The 19,834-nt window shown below is 66.0% G+C and carries 12 protein-coding genes, 1 tRNA gene and 1 pseudogene; 8 read left to right on the top strand and 6 right to left on the bottom strand.

The genetic code is table 11. The annotated features are described in order from the left end of the window. Positions 1 to 235 precede the first annotated feature (235 nt). Entirely contained in the window at positions 236 to 3,187 is a 2,952-nt protein-coding gene (locus tag JOY29_RS04990; protein WP_300975086.1) for a carboxypeptidase regulatory-like domain-containing protein, read from the top strand. A 56-nt stretch (positions 3,188 to 3,243) separates the two neighbouring features. Further along, complete coding sequence (locus tag JOY29_RS04985; RefSeq protein ID WP_300975085.1) at positions 3,244 to 5,055, top strand: family 43 glycosylhydrolase; 1,812 nt, start codon at positions 3,244 to 3,246, stop codon at positions 5,053 to 5,055. Here the strand turns inward: JOY29_RS04985 and JOY29_RS04980 are convergent. The 3 genes and pseudogenes from JOY29_RS04980 to JOY29_RS14010 form a co-directional block, all read right to left on the bottom strand. Further along, positions 5,052 to 6,368 (bottom strand): glucoamylase family protein, encoded by a 1,317-nt coding sequence (locus tag JOY29_RS04980; RefSeq protein WP_300975084.1) that lies wholly within the window; start codon positions 6,366 to 6,368, stop codon positions 5,052 to 5,054. The genes JOY29_RS04985 and JOY29_RS04980 overlap by 4 nt on opposite strands. Positions 6,369 to 6,457: 89 nt before the next feature. Continuing rightward, on the bottom strand, positions 6,458 to 7,270 hold the full coding sequence (locus tag JOY29_RS04975; protein ID WP_300975083.1) for a LacI family DNA-binding transcriptional regulator: 813 nt from the start codon (positions 7,268 to 7,270) through the stop codon (positions 6,458 to 6,460). 36 nt (positions 7,271 to 7,306) lie between these two features. After that, positions 7,307 to 7,441 (bottom strand): annotated as a pseudogene (locus JOY29_RS14010) (LacI family DNA-binding transcriptional regulator); the annotation flags it as partial. Positions 7,442 to 7,563: 122 nt separating this feature from the next. Between JOY29_RS14010 and JOY29_RS04970 the strand changes: the two are divergent. Beyond that, entirely contained in the window at positions 7,564 to 9,843 is a 2,280-nt protein-coding gene (locus JOY29_RS04970) for a glycoside hydrolase family 3 N-terminal domain-containing protein (RefSeq protein ID WP_300975082.1), read from the top strand. Between the two features lie 7 nt (positions 9,844 to 9,850). Here the strand turns inward: JOY29_RS04970 and JOY29_RS04965 are convergent, their stop codons facing one another. Then, on the bottom strand, positions 9,851 to 11,212 hold the full coding sequence (locus JOY29_RS04965) for an MFS transporter (protein WP_300975081.1): 1,362 nt from the start codon (positions 11,210 to 11,212) through the stop codon (positions 9,851 to 9,853). A 71-nt stretch (positions 11,213 to 11,283) separates the two neighbouring features. Between JOY29_RS04965 and JOY29_RS04960 the strand changes: the two genes are divergently transcribed. Beyond that, positions 11,284 to 11,778, top strand: a complete 495-nt coding sequence (locus JOY29_RS04960) for a tyrosine-type recombinase/integrase (protein ID WP_367280038.1) — start codon at positions 11,284 to 11,286, stop codon at positions 11,776 to 11,778. Positions 11,779 to 11,822: 44 nt separating this feature from the next. Here JOY29_RS04960 and JOY29_RS04955 read toward each other — a convergent pair. Continuing rightward, positions 11,823 to 11,896: transfer RNA gene (locus JOY29_RS04955), tRNA-Cys, on the bottom strand. Positions 11,897 to 11,941: 45 nt separating this feature from the next. Beyond that, entirely contained in the window at positions 11,942 to 14,833 is a 2,892-nt protein-coding gene (locus JOY29_RS04950; RefSeq protein WP_300975080.1) for a pitrilysin family protein, read from the bottom strand. Positions 14,834 to 15,059: 226 nt separating this feature from the next. On the opposite strand from JOY29_RS04950, the gene JOY29_RS04945 reads away from it, so the two are divergent. The 4 genes from JOY29_RS04945 to JOY29_RS04930 are packed head-to-tail and all read left to right on the top strand — an operon-like array spanning position 15,060 to position 19,764. Beyond that, positions 15,060 to 15,692, top strand: a complete 633-nt coding sequence (locus tag JOY29_RS04945) for a protein-L-isoaspartate O-methyltransferase (RefSeq protein WP_300975079.1) — start codon at positions 15,060 to 15,062, stop codon at positions 15,690 to 15,692. A gap of 20 nt (positions 15,693 to 15,712) precedes the next feature. Continuing rightward, on the top strand, positions 15,713 to 17,167 hold the full coding sequence (locus JOY29_RS04940; RefSeq protein WP_300975078.1) for a TolC family outer membrane protein: 1,455 nt from the start codon (positions 15,713 to 15,715) through the stop codon (positions 17,165 to 17,167). Between the two features lie 15 nt (positions 17,168 to 17,182). Further along, positions 17,183 to 17,647 (top strand): DUF2497 domain-containing protein, encoded by a 465-nt coding sequence (locus JOY29_RS04935; RefSeq protein WP_300975077.1) that lies wholly within the window; start codon positions 17,183 to 17,185, stop codon positions 17,645 to 17,647. 41 nt (positions 17,648 to 17,688) lie between these two features. Further along, positions 17,689 to 19,764, top strand: a complete 2,076-nt coding sequence (locus JOY29_RS04930; RefSeq protein WP_300975076.1) for a S9 family peptidase — start codon at positions 17,689 to 17,691, stop codon at positions 19,762 to 19,764. The last annotated feature ends 70 nt before the right edge of the window (positions 19,765 to 19,834 follow it).

The raw sequence follows: 19,834 nt of genomic DNA, 5'->3' as shown, positions 1-19,834 counted from the left end.
AGATCAACGATCTACTCTGGTGGAAAGCGGAACGGCGGCTCGCGAGTGAGCGCAAGCAGATTGCAAACTCCAGGCCGACCATCTGTTTGACCTCGACCCGCTGTATGCCTCCAGCATGATGTCCCGATCTTTCTGTCCGAGCCGCCCGGCGCTTCGCGCATCTGCCAAAGATTGGTTCGGCAGCTTGCGGATCGGATGTAACCGATTACAGTCCTCGTCGCAGGAGGATCTCACCATGGCCACGACTCGCACTTCGTTGATGCGCGCACTGCTGTTGAGCGTTGCAAGCGTAACGGTTATCGCTGGCGCAGCCGTTCCTGCGTCCGCGCAGACGGTCACTGCGGCGGTCAGCGGCAAGGTCCGCAATGCCGAGGGAGCACCCGTTGGCGGGGCCGTGGTCACCGCGCGCAACGAGGGCACGAACCAGACGGTCACCACGACTACTGATGCGAGCGGCAGTTATACCCTCGTCGGCCTTCGGCCCGCTTCCTATACGATCAGCGTTCCGGTTGGTGACGGCACTGTCAGCGAGCGGGTCACGGTCGGAATCGGGCAGAGTGCGACGCTGGATCTCGCCCCCGTGGCGACCCTTCCAGCGGGTGAGCAGGTTGCTGCGAGTTCCGGAAGCGAGGTCGTCGTCACCGGCCGCCGCTTGACTGAAACCAGAACCAGCGAAGTCGCGACCAACGTCAGCCAGCAGCAGATCCGCAATCTTCCGCAGACCGATCGCAACTTCCTGTCCTTCGCCCAGCTCGCGCCGGGCGTGAAGTATAACGACAGCGAGACGGACAAGGGCATAACCTCCGGTGCGTCGACGGCCAGCCAGGTCAACGTGTTCATCGACGGCGTTAGCCTGAAGAACAAGCTGCGCGAGGGCGGCATCGCCGGGCAGCAGAACAGCCGCGGCAACCCGTTCGGTCAGCTGGCCGTGCAGGAATTCCGTGTTCTCACCCAGAACTACAAGGCGGAATATGAGCAGGCGGGCGCGGCGATCATCACCGCAGTCACGAAATCCGGCACGAACACCTTCCAGGGTGAGCTGTTCGGTCAGTATACCGACAAGAGCCTGAGCGCCCAGGATGCGATCAGCAAGCGTCGCGGTCAGCCCGAACCGGACTTCGAGCGGAAGCAATATGGTGTTGCGCTGGGTGGGCCGATCATTCGCGACAAATTGTTCTTCTTCGGAACCTATGAGGGCAACGATCAGGATCGCGCCTTCAACGTCGCGGCGGGCGGCACGCCTGCGCTGCGCGCGGCCGTGGAAGCGTCTTCCGGTCGCAGGCTGGCGGACTTCGAAGGGGCCTTCGTCAGCCCGTTCCGGGGCGACTTCTACTTCGGCAAGCTGACCTATACGCCGGACGGCGCCAACACCGTCGACTTCTCCGCTAGTCGCCGCGAAGAAACCGACATCCAAGGCTTCGGCAACCAGGTTGCGTTCGAAGCTGCTGAGAACAAGAAGAACAAGGTCGATACTTACCTACTGAAATGGGCGCATACGAACGACCGTTTTCTCAACGAATTCAGCGCCAGCTATCTCAATTACAACTTCAATCCGACATCGCTGAATCCGGATTTGCCGCAGTTCGAATATGCGGGGATCATCACCTTCGGCGGCAAGGATTCGACCCGCGACGAGACCCAGAAGAGCCTGTCGTTCCGAAACGACTTTACCTATACAGGCTTTGACAAACACACGATCAAGGTCGGCGCGCGGATTGAGCGGCTCGACATCCGTTTCGACCAGCTCAACTTCGTGCAGCCGCGCTACACCTTTACCGACAATGGCGGAAACGGAACGGCGACCACCGATGACGATCTGAGCTTCGCCTTTCCATCCGAAGCGCGTCTCGGGCTTGGCAACGGTCGTATCCGCGGCAAGAACACCCTCGTTGGCATCTACGTCCAGGACGATTGGGACGTCACCGACAAGCTCCAGCTGAACATCGGTCTGCGCTGGGACTACGAAAGCAACGGCTTCAACAACAATTACGTGACGCCCGACAATGCGGCCGCCGCTTTGCGGGCTCTGCCGATCACCTTCTACTTCGATCCCGAAGACTACATCACCGACGGCGACGATCGCTCGCCGTTTCTGGGTGCCTTCGCTCCACGGATCGGCTTCTCCTTCGATGTGAAAGGTGATCGCTCGACCGTTATCTTCGGTGGCGCGGGCCGTTACTACGATCGCAACAACTTCAACAACACGGTCGACGAACTTTCCCGCACCATCAATCCGATCGGCTTGTTCCGGTTCTCGGCCACCGGCGCCCCGCGCAACGGTCAGCCAACAGTCGCCTGGAACCCCAGCTATCTCACTCGCGAAGGGCTGATCGCCTTGCGGAATACCGCAACCAGCGGTTTGCCCGAGCTGTTCGCGGTCAAGAATGATGCCAAGCCGCCGGTGAATGATCAGTTCAGCCTTGGGGTCCGTCAGCGCCTGGGCATCTTCCAGGCTTCGATCACCGGCTCCTACCAGCGCGGTCGCAATGGCTACACCAACCTGTTTGCGACACGGACCAACAACGGGCTTGGTGGGTGCTGCAACACGGGGCCGGTTGTTCCGTTTGGCTATGCCAACGTGCTGATCGGCTTCGACGGCCTCGACACACGTTACAAGGCGCTCTACTTCACCCTCGACAAGAACTATACCCGGCAATCGGGCTGGGGCGTCAACATCGCCTACACCTTGTCCAAGGCCGAACAGAACGGCGGAGACCTGTTCAGCCTCGATGGGCTGACCCCGGATGCCTATGGCTATCGTCCGCGTGCCGGCGACGAGCGGCACCGGATCGTGTTGTCGGGCACTGTCGACATTCCGCTCGGCTTCCGCCTGTCGACGCTGACCAATCTCGGCAGCGGTGCGGCTTATCAGGTGACCGACGCGACGCTCGGCTTTGAGCCGGGCCAGCTGCGGCAGACGGCGGCCTACCCGACCAAGAACTGCATCGGCGGCCTGTTTGCCTTCTGCGAGGTCAACCTGACGCTGGCCAAGACCTTCCGAGCCTTCGGACTTGGCGAGACGGAAATCGCTGTCGACCTGCTCAACGCCCTCAACAACAAAAACTACCGGGACTTTGACGGCTTCTTCAGTGCCACCGATCCGCTGCTTCCGGGCAGTCCCGAAAACGGCAACAATCTCGTCACGCTGCCGCGCCGGGTCCAATTCCGCCTCGCGCATCGTTTCTGATCATTGTGGCGCGCGCCGGTCCGTGGCCGGCGCGCCTTGCCTTGCGGGAGACTGGAATGCGCGCTTCAGCGCTCTTTGCCCTGGCCTTGTCAGCCGCTCCGGCTTCCGCCCAGCAGCGGACGACCATCAACCCGGTCGATATCGACTACCGCTACAATTTCGAGCAGATCAACGACGGTGCGTCCTACCGTACCGGCGCGGACCCCGCGATCGTGCGCCACAAGGGCGCCTTTTACATGTTTCAGACGCTGGCCGACGGTTACTGGCGCTCGAGCGACCTGATCCACTGGCGCTTCGTCACGCCGAGCCGCTGGCCCTTCGACAGCATCGTCGCGCCCGCCGCCTGGTCGGACGGCGAAAAGATCATCCTTCAGCCTTCCATGATGGAGCCGGAGGCGATCCTGTCCACCTCGGCACCGGAAACGGGCAAGCTCGACTTCTTTGTGCGCCGCATGCCGCCGCTGCCGGGCATGACCAACAAGCCGGCCGAAGAGATCAAGTCCGGCGAGGTGCCGCCGGGTCCTTGGGATCCCGCGTTGTTCAAGGACGATGACGGCCGCTGGTACATGTATTGGGGCTCGTCGAACGTCTTCCCGCTTTACGGGACCGAGATCGAGTTCCGCGAAGGGCGGCTGTTCTACAAGGGCGCCGGCAAGCCGATGTTGAACATGGATCCGAGTCGCCACGGCTGGGAGCGGTTCGGCCAGGACCATTGCGCCTGCTGGGGGCCGGGTAAGCCCAGTCCGTCCTACATGGAAGGCGCCTGGATGACCAAGGTCGGCGGCCGCTACTACCTTCAGTACGGAGCGCCTGGTTCGGAATTCAATGCCTACGCCAACGGCACCTATGTCTCGGACACGCCGCTGGGACCCTTCACCTACGCGCCGTGGAACCCGGTCGCCTACCGCCCGGGCGGCTTTGCGGAAGGCACCGGCCACGGCTCCACCTTTCCCGACAATCACGGCAACTGGTACAATAGCGGGACCAGTTGGGTTGGGCACAATTGGGGAATGGAGCGGCGGATCGTCATCTATCCCGCGCGCTTCGAGCCGGACGGGCAGTTCCATGCTTCCACCCGGTTCGGTGACTGGCCGCGACTGATACCGAGCGGACCCGTGCAGGACCTCGATAGCCTGTTTCCCGGCTGGATGCTGCTTTCCTACCGAAAGCCGCTGATCGCATCATCGACGCTGGGCGACTATGCCGCGGCGCGCGCTGGCGACGAGGACCCGCGCACCTTCTGGGTCGCCGGGTCGAAGCGAGCGGGCGAGACGCTGAGGATGGACCTCGGCGGCATTCGCACGGTCCGCGCGCTCCAGGTCAACTTTGCCGACTACAAATCCGGGCGCTTTGCCGACGCACCCGACATCTACACAGATTTCGAGCTGCAGGGTTCGCTCGATGGCCGCAGCTGGTCGCCGCTGGCCCGCACCGAGCCGCCTCGCCGCGATCGGCCAAACGCCTACTTCGAGCTGCCCGTCGCTGCACGGGTCCGGTACGTGCGCTATGTGCATGGCCATGTCGGTGCCGCGCACCTCGCGATCAGCGACCTGCGTGTGTTCGGCTCAGCCGAAGGACGCGGGCCTGCCGTTCCGGGCGGGCTTGGCGCCGATCGCCACGCTGACGAGCGCGATGCCACCGTGCGCTGGTCGGCAGTGCCAGGCGCCACCGGCTACAACATCCGTTGGGGTCACCGTCGCGACCGGCTGGTCCAGACCTACCAGTTGTGGGCGGACGAGCTTGGCAACGGACGCACGCTTCAGAAGGAGATCCGCGCGCTCAATAAGGGCGTTGCCTACTGGTTCGCGGTGGAAGCCTTCAACGAAAGCGGCGTATCACGCCTCACTGCGCCAGTGCTCGCGCGCTAGGCATCGAGCCAGCCGCCACGAAAACCCGCGAGCCGCAAGCCTCGGCGCAACGCCGGCTCGCCGCGCATCACCCGCCAGACGAACTCCTGCCGGTGGTTGGCGGCCTGAAGAAGGATCGGACCCTGGTCGATGCCGAGATAGTCTCGCCCGACCCAACCATAGACCTGATCAACCCTCCCGCTCTTCGAGGTCACGTCGGTGTAGCGGAAGCTGGGATTGAAGGCGTCAAGGAAGCCGTATCGTGAGTAGATGCGACTGCCGTGCACTCGCAGCATCGCCTCGGCGCATGGCACCACGATCTCCGGCGCAAAGGGGAGCGAACCAAGGGCGGCGGTGGGGGCCAGCGTTCCATCGTCGCGGCCGTCGGGCTGATCGATCGGCCCGCGTGCGCTGTAGCCGAAGTACTGGCGATCGCCCACCTTCACGTCGGCCGGGCCGTCACAGGCGGTCAGCCCCCAAATCTCGCCTGAATAGCCCTCCCAACCCATGGGATTGGCCGCACAATAATCGCGGGCGGCATAGGTCGCGCGGCGGCTGTTCTCGGCATAGTCGAAGCCTGCGGCACGCATCGGCGCATCCCGGATGCCGCGAAAGTCGACCCAAATGTGGCTGTACTGGTGCCCGAACAATGGTGCGAAGGCGAGGTGGCGTGCACGCCCTTCGCCGCGCCAGACCTTGGGATAGGGCCTAGTCCATTCATTCCAGCTTGTCGGCGGCACCGCATGTACCGGAGCGCCGAGCGCCAGCAGATAGACCGCCATTCCTTCGTTGTAGCCGTCCCAGTTGCGGGCGATGAGGCCGGATTCCGGATGCCAACCCATCGAGATGGCGTCGCGGCCGTCATGCCGGAAGAAGTTCCAGTCGGCTCGAGCGTAGATTTGCTGCGCCAACGTCCGGATTTCCCGCTCCGCCGGATCGCTCCCGTCGAAATACTGGCCCGCGAACAATATCCCGAGCAGCAGCAGGGTCGTATCGACGCTCGACAATTCGGTCTGGCGAAAGCGCTTCCCGCTTTGCATATCGAGAAAGTGGTAGAAGAAGCCCTTGTGGCCGGTGGCACCGGTGGAGCTCGGGTTCTGCGGAGCATTCCAGAAGAAGCGCAGGGTGGTCAGCGTCACGTCGCGAGCGGCGGTACGGCTGATCCAGCCTCGCTCCACACCATAAGGATAGGCCGTCAAGGCGAAGCCGACTGCGGCGATGCTCGAGAAGGACGGGGTAGGCCAGCGGTCCGGTACGAGCCCGTTGTCGCGATTAACTGTCTCCCAAAAGAAGGCGAAGGTCCGTTGTTCGATATCGTCGTAGAACGCCGGCAAGCGCGTCGGCGCGCTCAGCGTTACGCAGCCTGTAAGGCTCCCGCTAGCGAGGAGCGCCGAGCCTTTCAGCAGCGTTCGGCGATCGCTAATCATGAACCCACCGTCGTTTGACGCTCGACCAATGTCGGCGTGTGGCGCTCCGCCGTCAGCGGGCGGGCAGGGTCGGCAAGCTCGTCTATCAGCAGCCCGAGCGCCCGGCGGGCGAGCTCGGCGATGCCGACGCGGACGGTGGTGAGATGAAGGTAGGAGGCAAGGGGCACGTCGTCGAAGCCGGCCACGGCGATGTCGCTTGGCACACGACGACCCGCCGCCTCCAGCCCTCGCAGCACGCCAAGCGCCATCATGTCGTTAGCCGCGAATACCGAATCGAACGCCACACCCTCTTCGAGCAGGTGGCGAATCGCCAGCTCTCCGCTCTCGACCGAAAAGTCGCCATCTCGCATCAACGCGCTTTCACTTTCGCCGGCTGCCGCGGAAAAGGCGGCGGCTCGTTCCTGTGCGTCGATGTTGTCGGAAGGGCCCCCGATATACGCGATGCGCTGCCGGCCGAGTTCTCGCAGGTGTGCGACCACCGCCTGCACGCCCACGTGATTGTCGACACGGATGTTGCTGTGGCTCCGCACATCGCCGGGCGCATTGATCAGCACAGCCCGCATCGAGGGTGGCAGGACCTGCGCGATGGTGACCTCATTCAGGTGCGGTGCCATCACGACCAGTCCGTCGACCTTGCCGCGCATCGCCCGGAGCGCCGCCACGCCCTGGCTCGAACCAGCATGAAGGTTGGAGAATAAGAGCAGATAGCCGCGGCGGTTGGCTTCAAGGTCCATCCCGCGCAGCAGTTCGGAAAAGAACTCTCCATGCAGGTCGGGGAGCAGCACACCGACGGTATGGCTCTTCGCCATGCTGAGGCTGCGCGCTCCCGCATGCGGGACGTAGCCGAGTTCGTGGGCGGCCAGCTCTACCCGCTCGCGCGTTCCGGCGCTGACGTTCGCAAGTCCGTTCAACACCCGCGAGACGGAGGCCACGGATACTTCCGCCCTTGCTGCCACGTCCCGGATTGTCGCCTCACCCATCGTCACACTGCCTTGTCGCGTTCCATAGCCAAGACCCTGCGACGAGAGGCATCCTAACCAGTAGAAGGGAACGATGTAACCGGTTACGGTGTGCCTCGCCAGTAGCGAAAAGGAAGCCGAATATGCTCGACACGACCATTACCCGCCGGGCCGCGTTGATGGGTGCGGCGTCGGTCGGCGCATGGTTGGCCAGTCCGGCGCGCGCTCTCGTGCAGGCGGGGAAAGGCTTGCCCGTCCCGGCCTTTATCGACCAGCTCATCGGCCGCATGACGCTCGAGGAAAAGGCCGGCCAGCTCAGCCTGATGGCTGCGGCCTGGGGCGGCAGCAAGGCGATCTCCCTTAATCCACCGAGCGGAGGGCCCAGCTTCGAAGGCCAAGTCGAAGAGGCACGGCGGGGACAGCTTACGGGCGTATTCAACGGCAACAGTGCCCGCATGGCGCGGATCATGCAGACCGCGGCCGTCACGGGATCCAGACTGAAGATCCCGCTGATCTTCGCCGCCGACATCATACACGGTCATCGCACCATCTTTCCCGTGCCGCTAGCCGAAGCCGCAAGCTTCGAGCCTGAGCTTGCCCGCCGTACGGCTGAAATGGCCGCCTTCGAGGCGGCAGGCGCCGGCATCGACTGGAACTTTGCTCCGATGGTCGACATCGCTCGCGACCAGCGCTGGGGACGTGGCGTGGAGGGCGCCGGCGAGGATGTTCTGCTGGGGAATCTGTTCGCGGTGGCGCGGGTGAAGGGCTTCCAAGGCGATGATTTTCGCTCGACGGAGCACATGCTTGCGACCGCAAAGCACTTCGCCGCTTACGGCGCGGCCGAAGCAGGGCTCGACTACAACACTGTCGATATCTCCGAACGCACGTTGCGGGAGGTCTACCTTCCACCATTCAAGGCAGCCCTCGATGCCAATGCCTTGTCGGTCATGGCGGCCTTCAACGAATTGTCCGGAATTCCGGCAACCGGCAACGAATGGTTGATGACCGGACTGCTTCGTGGGGAATGGGGGTTCAAGGGCTTCGTCGTCTCCGATTACACGGGCGACGAGGAGATGATCGCGCATGGCTTCGCCAAGGACGCGCGCGAAGCGACCAAGCTCGCCTTCCTCGCCGGCGTCGACATGAGCATGCAGAGCGGCTTCTACCGGCAACATCTCCCTAGCCTGGTCCGCGCGGGCGAAGTGCCTGAGGAGCGGGTCAATGAAAGCGTTCGCCGCGTCCTCGCCATCAAGGCCATGCTCGGCCTGTTCGATGATCCCTTCCGGCGCATCGACGAGAAGCGCGAAGCCGCCCGTTCGATGACGCCCAGGGCACGGGCCCTTGCCCGTGAAGCGGGCCGTAAGTCGATCGTGCTGCTGAAGAACGACGGCGATTTGTTGCCCCTGCCGCGTTCAGGCAAGCGGGTCGCGCTGATTGGCCCATTCGCCAGCGGGCCGCAGAACCTCAACGGGCCTTGGGTGGTCTACGGAGACGACTCCAAGTCGGTCGATCTCGCAACGGGGATGGGCGCCGCTCTGCGCGACAAGAATGCACTGGTGGTCGCCCCCGGATCAGGGGTGGAGGAAGCAATCCCCGGTGGGATCGAAGCGGCAGTTGCCGCTGCCCGTCAAGCCGACGTGGTCGTGCTTGCGATCGGGGAAAGCTTCAACATGTCGGGCGAAGCCCAGTCCCGTACGGAAATTGTCGTCCCGGAGCCACAGCAGGCGCTGGTCGAAGCCGTCGCGGCGCTCGGCAAGCCAACGGTGATCGTGCTGAAGAACGGTCGCGCACTCGCCCTCGACAAGGCGGTAAACGGGGCCCAGGCCATCCTCGTCACGTGGTTCCTCGGGACCGAGACGGGGAACGCCATCGCCGATGTCCTGTTCGGCGCTTACAGCCCATCGGGCCGCCTGCCGGTCAGCTTCCCCCGCTCATCTGGCCAGCAACCCTATCATTACGCGCACAAGCCGACCGGTCGCCCCAATCCGCCGGGCGAGAAACTTGAAGAATATAAGACTCACTTCCGCGGCATCACCAACAGTGCGCTTTATCCGTTCGGCCACGGCCTCACTTACGGCCGGATGGAATATGGCAGCCTGACGGTAAACGCGCAGGGCGGGAAGGAAATCATCATCACCGCGACCGTGACCAATCGCGGTACCCGAGGTGGGGAGGAAGTGGCGCAGCTCTACATCCGCGACCGGGCCGCAAGCATTACTCGCCCGGTGCGCGAGCTCAAAGCCTTTCGCAAGCTGGCGCTGGCGCCAGGTAAGTCGGAGCAGGTCCGATTCGTCCTTCGCCGCGAGGACCTCGCCTTCATCGGCCGTGACAATCGCCCAGTGGTGGAGGCCGGAGAGTTCGATGTCTGGGTGGCGCCCTCGGCCGAAGCCGCCGGCGTCACCGGTCGATTCACCCTCAGCTGATGACGGCCTAGTCCAGTTCGCGAACGATCCTGCGGTGCACGCCGTGGGCCAGCGGATTGAACATCATGGCAATGCCGCTGAGCAGCAGGAACAGGAATGGCATGAACGCGACTGACCAACGCAGCGCGTCCAGCGTTTCGGAACTCGCCGCCTGATTGGCGACATATCCGGCACTCCCCATGGTCCAGCCGAGCAATGCTGTGCCGAAGCCAATGCCAATCCGCTGCAGAAGAGTGGCCAGGCCGAAGATCAATCCCTCGACATGGACCCCGGTATGGCGGTCACCGAACTCGATGGTGTTGGGCAGCATCGCCCAGAAAACGAAGTTGAGGCCCATCAGCATGGCCTGGACTGCAACCAGGAAGAGCGTGGCCGGTCCCTTGCCGGTGACATCGCTGGCCGCGAACATGAGCAGGCTGATTGCCGCGCCGCTAGTTGCCAGGAGCCAGGTCCAGCGTAGTCCGCTGGCCCGGGCAACCAGCATCCAGCAGGGGATGGCCACCGCGCTGACGAGGGCCATGGAAGCCAGGGCGAGCTGCCCTCCCTCCGGCTGTCCCAAGGCGTATTTGAAGAAATAAAGCACCGACTTGTTGAGGAGGGTCGCGCCGATCACCGTGGCCGCCATTGCCGTGACGAGACTGACGAAGGCGCGATTGCGCGCGAGACTGGAGACTGCGGCGCTTATGGTTGCCGAACGATGCGAGGAGGGTGCCTCGCATTCGAAACGCTTACGGCCGACCAACATCAGAAGCAGCGCCCCGACCACCGCGAACGCGAGCGCAGCAGCGATAAAGCTCTCAGCTCCATCTGCTGCTCCGGTAAGCCGATTGCCGAGCGGGACCGTCACAAGTGCGACCAGTACAGCGGCGCCTGTTCCGAACAGCATTCGCGTGCCCGCTATGAAAGACCGATCCCGGCTGTCGCGGCTGATCCGTGCCGACATCGCAAGGTAAGGCAGGTTGACTGCTGCGTAGATGGTCCGGAACAGGATGTGAGCGGCAAACAGGCCGACGATTCCCACATCCCCGCTGGTGAGCGGCGGAAGATAGGCAGCGACGAAGGCCAGAGCTAGCAGCGGTCCGCCTCTGCTCAGGACACTTGGACGTACGAGGTGCGGCTTTCGCTCCAGCAGTATTCCTATTCCGAGACTGACAACACCATCCCAGATCGCGCCCACGGTGAAAATCGCCGCCGCTGCACCAATCGAGACGCCAAGCACATCGGTATAGTAGAAGAGCAGAAACAACATGCTGCTCTGCCAGAACAAATTGAACGCGAAGTCGGCTGAGGCAAACGAGAGCAGGGACCACATGCTTGCTCGTGGAGCAATAGCGTCAACGTTACCGCCAAGGGCATTCGGTTTGGCCAAGTCTTCTCCTAAGGTGGATTAAGTCATCGCCCGCTTTGCGTGCCATAGGTTCAGCGCCATGTCAGGACTTGGTGCTTAACTCACCTCTATACGGCCGAGTGCGTGTAGAACCTAAGCTTCATAGCCGTGCACGCTCCTGTGAAGGTTTCTACCGCAGAGATGTCGAAGGGGCTGCGCCGCAGCTCCTTGGAGCGCTGATCGCCTCGAAGCCCAACGATGGCGCGGCTGCCTTCGTGCTCAACGAGCTGGGGCGTCCGTTTTCCCGCAAGGGTTTCGGAAACAAGTTTCGGCAATGGTGCGATGAGGCTGGCCTCCCTCACTGCAGCGCTCACGGGCTCAGAAAGGCTACTCTGCGGCGCATGGCCGAACTGCGCATGCCCAACAAGAGCAGGAAATCTTTCAGCGGGCACAGCAAAGGCGACGACATTGCGAGGTACACAGAGGCGGCCAAGCAAGCGCAACTGGCCGGGAAGCTATCGAGCGATTGTCCAAATGGGAGGCGACGCCTCAGGAGGGCCGGGACGATCCGATGGCCCGGGCTGCCATTAGAGCCTTCAGAGCATTAGACCGATCGCTGAGCGCCAGGCATTCTTGCAGAAGATCGGGGAAGTGGAGGCCCGAGCCGGAATCGAACCGGCGTGCAAGGATTTGCAGTCCTCTGCGTAACCACTCCGCCATCGGGCCTCGAAGGGGTGTGCGGGCTGCCTAAGCCCGAGCGCCGCCGGGCTGTCAATCTTTCCCGTTGCCCTTTGTGGTCACCGCGGCGGCGGCCGTGGCGGGTGCGGGGGCGCCTTTCACCACCTTGATGCGGAGCGCCTTGCCGGTTGCCAGATACTGGCGTGCGGCCGCCTGCAGCGCCGCCGGCGTGACGGCCTCGAGATCCGGGCGCTGGGTGCGGATGCTCTCCAGGCGGAACGGATCGTCGGCGACCTCCTCCAGCGCACCAAGCCAGTAGGCATTGCCGTCCCGCGCCCGCTCGATCGATTCGAGTAGCGGCCGGCGGGCCCGGTTCAGTTCGTCCGCATCGACCGGGCGGGCCGCAAGTTCCGCCGCGATGCGCTGGGCAGTCTTGAAGAAGCCGTCGAGGGCGGTCGGCGGTGCTTCCATCTGGGCGGCGAGATAGCCGTAGCTACGAAAAGTCGAGGAAGCGCCATGCGACGCGCCCGGCGAATAGCTGACGCCTTCCTTCTCGCGCAGCTCCTCGGTCAGGCGCAGCTGGAACACTGCGCCAAGCAAGGTGAGGGTGCGCGCTAGCTGGCGGGTTTCGGGTGAATAGCCGGTGGTCGGCCAGGCGATGAACGCCATCGCCTGATCGTCGCGCCCCTTGTGGGTGAGGGTGATCGGGGTGGCCGGAGGCGCGGGGAAGCGCATCGGCCCGGGCGTGGCGCGGGTGGCCGGGCGCGGGGGCAGCGAACCGAAGGTCGCCGCTGTCTGGGCGATGGCCTCGCCGACCGTAATGTCGCCGGCGATGACGATCTCGATTGGCCCCGAGCGGAGCGCCGGTTCGACCAACTGGCGCCCTTGCGCGATCGTGCTGGTCCGCATGGCGGAGCGGTCGGGAATGCCCCAGCGCAGGTCGCCCGAGCGGACGATCGGCCCCAGCTCGCGGCTCAGCACGCCGCCAGGCGAGCTCTCGAACCGGTCGTGGATGGAGGCAAATTGCGCCCGTAGCCGCTCCCAGCCGAGCGGGCGCCATGCGGCGTCGGTCATGTAGGCGGCGAGCAGCTGCATCTGGACGGGGAAGTCGGCCGGGCGGGTACCGCCGCTCAGGACGAAGCGGTCGTCGGCGATGCCGAAGCTGGCGCCGACCAGCTTGCCGGTCAGCGCACGATTGACCGCGTCGGCGTCGAGCTTCGTCGTCCCGCCGAAGGTCAGGGCGGAGCCGAGCGCCCATTCAGGGCTGAACCGTGCCGGGTCCATCGCCAGCCGCCCGTCGCCGAAGCGCACGTTGACGAGGATCTGCTCCTTGCGGGCGCTGCTCGGCCGGACGGTCAGGCGGACTCCATTGGCGAAGCGGACGCTGGTCGCGCCGACTTCGGCGAACTCGCGGCGCTCGACCACCTGGCCTGGCGTCCCGAAGCTGCCATAGGGCCAGGCGACGCGGGCCTGGGCGGCGGGCGCGGTCACCGCCACCTTGCGCGACTGGTCGTACGCGGCGAGCAGCGCCTCGCGGGTCGCAGCGGGCCGTGGCAGGGTCATGTAGAGGAGCGGGCCGGAGCCGCTGAACATCCGCTTCGCCGCCACATGGATGCTCTCGGGCGTCAGCCTGGGAGCGATCGTCTCGAAGAAGGCAAGCCGGTCGGCCGGACTGGTCACCACCGATTGCCGGTCGACGGCCCCGACGAGGCTTTCGGCAAGCGCGTTGCTGCTGCGGGTCGCGGCCGAGGCGACTCCGGCCTGTAGCGCCGCGCGCACCCCGGTCATCTCGCGCTCGAGCTCGTCGGCCGTGATCCCGAACTGCACCAGCCGCCGCTGCTCCTGGTCGATGGCTGCGAGCGCGCTCTTCCAGTCGCCGAGCCGCGCCTGCGCGCTGATGGCGGTGGTTTCGGCGGTCTCCTCCATCTTCGAAGTGCCGACCCCGGCACTGACGAAGGGCGGGCGATCGTCCCGCTGGGCGAGCTTCTCGAGCCGGCGGTTGAGCACGGCGCCGGCGATCTGCTCCTCGAGGTCGGTGGTGCGCTCCGCCACGCTGTCAGGATCGAGGTCGGCCGGGCGGATCCAGTTGAGGCTGACCCCCGCGGCGACCGCCGGATCGACGAACAGCCGCGCGTCGGTGGTGCGCGCCGGCGGCTTGCCCTGGTCTGCGGGAATGCCGGCCGGGCCGCTCCCGCGCCAGTCGCCGAACTGGCTCGCCAGCCGCCGCTCGATCTCCGCCGGATCGATGTCGCCGACGACGACCAGCGTCGCGCGCTCGGGCCGGTACCAGGCGCGGTAGAAGTCGACCAGGCGCTGGCGCGGTGCGGTGCGGATCACCTCGGTAGCGCCGATCGGCAGCCGCTGCGGCAAGAGCTGCCCAGGGTAGAGCCAGGCGAGCTGGTCGAGCAGCTGGCGGTAGCCCGGAGTCGCCCGCGCCCGCTCTTCCGACAAGATGATCCCGCGCTCGCGGTCGACCGCCGCCGCGTCCAGCTTCGCCCGCCCGGCCACTTCGCGCAGCAGGAAGAAGGCCTCGTCGAGCGTGTCCTTGTCGGTTTCGGGCAGGTCGAGCTTGAACACCGTCTGCCCGAAACTGGTCGAGGCGTTGGTGTCGGGGCCGAAGCGCAGGCCATGGCGCTCCAGCCGCTTGACGAAGTCGCCCTCGGGCACGTTCTCGGTGCCGTTCAGCACCATATGCTCGAGGAAATGAGCGAGACCGCGCTGGTCCTCGGCCTCGTTGAGCGAACCGGTGTCGATGCGCAGCCGCAGCGAGGCCTCGCCCGGCGGCGTACGATTGCGGCGGATGACGTAGCGCATGCCGTTGGGCAGGGTGCCGAGCTTCAGCTCGGGATCGACCCGCAGCCCGTCGCCGCGCATCCAGCCGGCCGGACTGGACGGCTGCCCGGCTTGCGTTGCCAATCCCTCCGCTGCGGCAAGCGTTGCGAGCGGCAGCGCCGCCAGTGCGAGGGAAAAGGTCAATCGCTTCAAGGTCGTCAACTCCTGCCCGAATCACAGGCACTTGGCCGGCAACAGTTAGAGCCCAGCACCATCATGCTGCCAAGGCGCTGAACGGTCACGGCTCGACCTTGAGGCGGCTGCGCTCGACGAACAGCGGCTCAGCTTGCTTGGCGGGACGGGCAGGGGTCGTTACATGAAGCCTTGCAAGAAGGTGTGATAGTATAGTAAAACACCTGTAGCTGGATTGAGGAACGAGATGGATTTTGCCCAGGCCCGCCGAGCGATGGTCGACAGCCAGCTGCGCCCGCAGGCGGTGACCGATCCGCTGGTGGTCGCGGCCATGGCCGGAGTCGCGCGCGAGACCTTCGTTCCGGAGGCCTCGGCGCCGATCGCCTATATCGATCGGATGGTGCCGATCGCGCCGGGCCGCGCGCTGAGCCCGCCGGCGAGCGTCGGCCGGATGCTGGTCGAACTCGGCTGCCGCACCGGCGAAAAGGCGCTGATCGTCGGCGCGGGCACCGGCTACAGCGCCGCCGTGCTCGCCGAGATGGGCCTCGACGTGATCGCGGTGGAAAGTGATCCCGTCCTCCTCGGTCGCCTTCGCAAGGTCGAGGGCATCACCATCGTCGAAGGTCCGCTCGAAGCCGGCGCGCCCGATTGCGGACCTTATGACGTCATCCTCGTCGACGGCCAGATCGAGGATCTGCCTGAGGCGCTGGTCGAGCAGCTGAAGGTCGGCGGCCGGCTCGGCGCCTGCCTGGTCGAGGGCGGAGTGCCGCGCCTAATGGCCGGGACACGCTCGATTCATGGCTTTGGGCTCAAGTCCTTGGCCGACGCTTCCATGGCGCCGCTGCCTGGGTTCGCCCGGCCGGCGGTCTTCACTTTCTGATGTCTCGGAGTCATCCGCTCTTGTCACGATTCCTCACTGGCGGCGCGCTTGCGGCGCTCGCCCTGGCCAGCCCCGCCGCCGCCGACACGCTGCGCGAGGCTCTGGTCTCGACCTACCAGTCCAACCCGACCCTGAACGCCCAGCGCGAGTCGCTCCGCGGCACCGATGCGGGGGTCGCCGTCGCGCGCGCCGGAAGCCGGCCGCAGGTGTCCGGCGTCGTCGGCGTCAACCGCGACCTCACCCGCTCGGGCGTGCTCGACACGGGGCGGAGCAAGGGGCCGATCATCTCGGGCGGACTCGACCTCAGCCTGCCCATCTTCCAGGGCGGACGGGTCCGCAACTCGATCGCCGCGGCCAGGACCCGCGTCGAGGCTGGCCGCGCCACGTTGCGCGCCGTCGAGGGCGATGTCTTCACCGATGCCGTCGCCGCCTACATGGACGTGATCCGCGACCGCGCGATCGTTGAACTGAACCAGAACCAGATCCGGGTGCTCACCACCAATCTCGAGGCGACCCGCGACCGCTTCGAGATCGGCGACGTGACCCGCACCGACGTCGCGCAGAGCGAGTCGCGCCTCAGCCTGCAACGCGCCACGCTCGCCAACGCCGAATCGCGGCTTGCCGCCAGCGAGGAAAGCTATCGCCGGATCGTCGGCCGTTCGCCGGGCACGCTCAGCCCGCCGCCGCCGCTTCCGCCGCTGCCTGCCAGCGCCGAGGAAGCGGTGCGCATCGCCATCGTCCAGAATCCGGACGTGATCGCCGTCCAGCGCCAGGCCGAGGCTGCCGGCTTCGACGTCCGCACCGCGCGCGCCGACCGCCTGCCGACCGTCTCGGGCGTCGCCAGCGGCGACTATGTGAACACGCGCGGCGGCGGCGACACGCCGGGCCTCCCGCGCTCGGGGACGCAGACCAGCGTCGGCATCAGCACGCGCATCCCGCTCTACCAGGGCGGGCTGCCGTCGGCCCGCATCCGCCAGGCGCAGGCCGCCGAGGGCCAGTTGCTGGAGCAGACGATCGGCACCGAGCGCGCGGTCGTCGCCGCGACCCGCTCCGCCTTCGCCGCACACCAGGCGTCGCTCCGCGCGATTCAGTCGAACGAGATCGCCGTGTCGGCCGCCAGCCTCGCGCTCGAAGGCGCCAGGGCTGAACGCAGCGTCGGCACCCGCACCGTGCTCGACGTGCTCAACGCCGAGCAGGAACTGCTCAACGCGCAGGTCCAGCTGGTGAGCGCGCGCCGCGACCAATATGTCGCCGGCTTCCAGCTCCTCAACGCCATGGGCCAGGCCGAGGCCGACGATCTCGGACTCGAAGGCGGTCCGCTCTACGATCCGACCGGCAATTATCGCCGTGTCTCGGGCTCGTGGAACGACTGGGCGGGGGAGGGGCGCCACACTCCGCGTTCGACCCGCACGGTAACCCCGAGCGAATCTCCGGTGGCCGGACCGCCGGCAGGGGTGACAAGCCCGGCGCAGTAAGGGTAGCGTGAGGCCATGCCCGGCCGCGAACCCTCGATGGAAGACATACTCGCCTCGATCAAGAAAGTGATCGCGGAGGAGAAGGAGCTGCGCTCCACCGGCCAGGTGACGGTGCCCGCGCCCGTGGTCGAGCCGATCGAAGAGCCGTCACCCGACGCGCCGCCAGTCGCCGCGCCGCACGAGGTGCTCGAACTCGACGAGATGGTCCCCGAGGAAGCGCCCAGGCCGCCGGCGCCCTCGGTCGACCTCGGCCCGCCGCTGGTCAGCGAGGATGCCGCCGCGGCCAGCCGCGCCCGGCTCGCCGCGCTGCAGGAGGCTGCCGCCGCCGCGCCGCCGCCGCCCGCGGTCAATCCGCTCGAGCAGATGGTGCGCGACATGCTCCGGCCGATGCTCAAGGACTGGCTCGACCAGCATCTGCCGGCGATCGTCGACGAGCATGTGAAGCGCGAGATCGGCCGCATCACGGGGCAGCAGCTCTAGCCCACTTGCGGTTCATCCCGGCGCTGCTACGCCTCGCCGCCATGATCAAGCGCACCCTGCTCCTCGCGGCTGCCGCCGCCGTCCTCGCCCCCGTCGCCGCCGCCGAAGCCCGGCCGATGACCGCCACAGACCTTCAGAACATGCGTCGCCTCGGCGCGCCGGAAGTGTCGCCGGACGGCCGCACCGCCATCTTCAGCCTGTCGACCACCGATCTCGACAAGAACCGTCGCAACAACGTGCTGCACAGCCTCGACCTCACCAGGGCCGGCGCCGCGCCGCAGCCGGTCGCCGGAGCCGAGGGCGCGAGCGATGCCGTGTTCGGGCCCGATGGTGCGATCTACTTCCTCAAGGCCGTCGGCGAGCGTGCTCAGCTGCACCGCATGGTGATGGGCCAGGCCGCGGTGGCGATCAGCGACTTCGGCGCCGATGTCTCCGGTTTCAGGATTGCGCCGGACGGCCGCAACGTCATCGTCTGGGCCGACCAGCGCGACTGCCCGGACCTTGCCTGCGCCGCCACCACCTTCGCCGCGCCCGAGCCCGGGTCCGGCAAGGTCTATAACGAGCTGTTCGTCCGCCACTGGGACACGTGGGTCGAGCCCGGCACCCGCAGCCGCATCTACTCCTTCCCGTTGAGCGGCGGAAAGCTGCAGGGCATGGGCGTGCGCGTCACCGGCGAGCTGGTCGGCGACACCCCGTCCAAGCCCTATGGCGGCGGCGAGGAGATCGCCATCTCGCGCGATGGCCGGACCGTCTATTTCGCCCTTCGCGAGGCCGGCCGGATCGAGCCCAAGTCGACCAACCTCGACATCTTCGCCGCGCCGATCGACGGCTCTGCGCCGCCGGTAAACCTCACCGACGCCAATGCCGCGACCGACAATCTGCCGACCGTCTCGCCCGACGGCCGGACGCTCGCCTATGTCGCGATGAAGCGCCCCGGCTACGAAGCCGACCGATTGGTGATCATGCTGCGCGATCTCGCCAGCGGCCGCACCCGCGCCCTCACCGAAGGCTGGGATCGCTCGGTCGGCTCACTGACCTGGGCGAGGGACGGCAGGAGCCTCGTCGTCGAGGCGCAGGACACGCTCGAGACCCCGCTGTTCCGGGTTGACGTCGCCAGCGGCAGGGTCACGCGCCTCACCCGCGAAGGCACTGCCCACAATGCGCGCGCCCTGCCGAACGGCGACGTGCTGCTCGCGATCAACTCGGTCCAGGTACCCGACGACCTCTACCGCCTCGACCGGCGCGGCCGGCTTGCCCAGCTCACCGCCGTCAACCGCGCGCTGCTTGCCGAGCTCGATCCGGTCACCTTCGAGAAGTGGAGCTTCGCCGGCGCCAGCAACGACACCGTCTGGGGCTATACCTTCAAGCCCGCCAATGCGCCGGCGGCCAAGCTTCCCGTCGCCTTCATCGTCCATGGCGGACCGCAGGGCAGCTTCAACAACAGCTGGTCCTACCGCTGGAATCCGCGCGCCTTCTCGGCCGGCAAATATGCCGTGGTCAGCGTCGATTTCCACGGCTCCACCGGCTACGGCCAGGCCTTCACCGACGCCATTCGCAACGACTGGGGCGGCAAGCCGCTCGAGGACCTGCAGAAGGGCTGGGCCTTCGCCTTGTCGAAGGATGCGCAGCTCGACGGCACCCGCGCCTGCGCGCTCGGCGGCAGCTACGGCGGCTACATGACCAACTGGATCGCCGGCCGCTGGCCCGACGCCTTCAAGTGCCTGGTCACTCACAATGGCATCTTCGACACCCGTTCGATGGGCTACATGACCGAGGAATTGTGGTTCACGGAGTGGGAGAATGGCGGCTCGCCGTTCGAGGTGCCGGCCAACTACGAGAAGCATAATCCGCTGAACTACGTCGCCAACTGGAAGACGCCGAACCTCATCATCATCGGCGACCGCGATTATCGCGTGCCCTATACGCAAGGGCTCGGCGCCTTCACTGCGCTCCAGCGCCGGGAGGTTCCCAGCCGCCTGCTCCGCTTCCCGGACGAGAACCATTGGGTGCTGAAGCCGGTCAACTCCATCCAATGGTACCGCGAGGTCCACCGCTGGCTCGACCGGTGGACCGGCGGGCAGCCGATCATGGGCGGGGGAACGACCACGCAGAAGTAAGCGTCACCCCGGACTTGATCCGGGGTCCGCCTGTCTTTCGCGCCTGCCGGTCCAAGGCAGATGGATGCCG

Origin of the sequence: Sphingomonas sp. LHG3406-1, assembly GCF_029637485.1 — a bacterium.
GTDB lineage: Bacteria > Pseudomonadota > Alphaproteobacteria > Sphingomonadales > Sphingomonadaceae > Sphingomicrobium.
Note: the sequence above shows the minus strand (reverse complement) of the source record. Positions and strands in the feature narration are given on the sequence as shown.

What these genes read in the sequence shown, in the direction of transcription:
- JOY29_RS04990 (WP_300975086.1), top strand. Translation starts at nt 236, where the DNA reads ATGGCCACGACTCGCACTTCGTTGATGCGCGCACTGCTGTTGAGCGTT.
- JOY29_RS04985 (WP_300975085.1), top strand. Translation starts at nt 3,244, where the DNA reads ATGCGCGCTTCAGCGCTCTTTGCCCTGGCCTTGTCAGCCGCTCCGGCT.
- JOY29_RS04975 (WP_300975083.1), bottom strand. Translation starts at nt 7,270, where the DNA reads ATGGCGAAGAGCCATACCGTCGGTGTGCTGCTCCCCGACCTGCATGGA.
- JOY29_RS04970 (WP_300975082.1), top strand. Translation starts at nt 7,564, where the DNA reads ATGCTCGACACGACCATTACCCGCCGGGCCGCGTTGATGGGTGCGGCG.
- JOY29_RS04945 (WP_300975079.1), top strand. Translation starts at nt 15,060, where the DNA reads ATGGATTTTGCCCAGGCCCGCCGAGCGATGGTCGACAGCCAGCTGCGC.
- JOY29_RS04935 (WP_300975077.1), top strand. Translation starts at nt 17,183, where the DNA reads ATGCCCGGCCGCGAACCCTCGATGGAAGACATACTCGCCTCGATCAAG.
- JOY29_RS04930 (WP_300975076.1), top strand. Translation starts at nt 17,689, where the DNA reads ATGATCAAGCGCACCCTGCTCCTCGCGGCTGCCGCCGCCGTCCTCGCC.